Annotated in this window: 1 protein-coding gene; it reads left to right on the top strand. The window is 66.8% G+C overall.

Features of this window, described 5'->3' with window-relative positions:
• On the top strand, nt 1-1,752 hold a 1,752-nt coding region (locus ACIQGZ_RS29540; RefSeq protein ID WP_402607810.1), incomplete at both ends, for an amino acid adenylation domain-containing protein.

The following is a 1,752-nucleotide window of genomic DNA, read 5'->3' as shown; positions in this document are numbered from 1 at the left end:
CCTACACCCACCAGGACATCCCCTTCGAACGCCTCGTCGAAGCCCTCAACCCCCAACGCTCCCTCGCCCGCCACCCCCTCTTCCAAATCATGCTCACCCTCCAGAACACCCCCCAACCCGACCTCAACCTCCCCGGCATCACCCCCACCGCCATCGACGTCACCGGCAACCAGGCCAAATTCGACCTCCTCCTGGACCTCCGCGAAACCTTCGACACCCACGGCCAACCCACCGGCATCACGGGAGACATCGAATACGCGCTGGACCTCTATGACGCCGGTACCGTCGCCACCCTCGGCGCACGGCTCACCCGTGTTCTGGAACTTCTCGCCGTTGACCCGGACCGGCGTCTCGGGGACCTGCAAATCCTGCGACCCGAAGAACGCGAACAACTGCTCCACCACTGGGGCCAAGGCACACCCGCCCAACCCCCCACCACCCTCACCCAAGCCTTCACCCACCAAGCCACCCAAACCCCCGACGCCATCGCCATCACCGCCGGCGACCGCAACATCACCTACACCGAACTCGACACCCTCTCCAACCAATGGGCCCACCACCTCCACCACCACGGCGTCACCCACGGCACCCCCGTCGCCCTCCTCCTCGACCGCACCCCCGAACTCATCACCGCCCAACTCGCCATCACCAAAGCCGGCGGCTTCTACATCCCCCTCCACGACGCCCACCCCACCGAACGCCTCACCTGGATCATCAACAACATCCAAGCCCCCCTCCTCATCACCGACCGCACCAACCCCCCCACCACCCCCCACACCCACACCCTCCCCCTCAACCAACTCACCCACCACACCCACCACCACCCCACCACCCCACCCCACACCACCCACACCACCCACCCCCACCAACCCGCCTACGCCATCTACACCTCCGGCACCACCGGCCACCCCAAAGGCGTCATCGCCACCCACGCCAACATCACCCACCTCACCAACGACCCCCACCTCACCACCCCCGCCCACCACACCATCCTCATGCACTCCTCACACGCCTTCGACGCCACCACCTACGAAACCTGGACCCCCCTCCTCAACGGCGGACGCATCGTCATCGCCCCCGGCAACCACCTCGAACCCGACACCCTCCGCACCGCCATCACCCAACACCACATCACCGCCGCCTTCCTCACCACCGCCCTCTTCAACACCATCGCCCTCGAAACCCCCGAAACCTTCCACGGCCTCCAACACATCCTCTTCGGCGGCGACAAAGCCAACCCCGACGCCGTCCACCACACCCTCAAACACTCCCCCCACACCCACATCACCCACGTCTACGGCCCCACCGAAACCACCACCTTCACCACCGCCCACCCCATCCCCCCCACCACCACACCCACCACCCCACCCACCACCCCACCCATCGGCACCCCCATGTCAGGCACCCACGCCTACATCCTCGACAACCACCTCCAACCCACCCCACCAGGCGTCCCCGGCGAGCTCTACATCGCCGGCACCGGCCTCACCCACGGCTACGCCCACCGCCCCGACCTCACCGCCGAACGCTTCACCGCCAACCCCCACGGCACCCCCGGCACCCGCATGTACCGCACCGGCGACCTCGCCCGCTGGACCCCCCACGGCACCATCGACTACCTCACCCGCACCGACAACCAAATCAAAATCCGCGGCTACCGCATCGAACCCGCCGAAATCGAAACCACCCTCACCACCCACCCCCACATCACCCAAGCCGCCGTCACCATCCACGAAGACCCCCCCGGCAACA

Origin of the sequence: Streptomyces sp. NPDC092296, assembly GCF_044755465.1 — a bacterium.
Lineage (GTDB): Bacteria > Actinomycetota > Actinomycetes > Streptomycetales > Streptomycetaceae > Peterkaempfera.
Note: the sequence above shows the minus strand (reverse complement) of the source record. Positions and strands in the feature narration are given on the sequence as shown.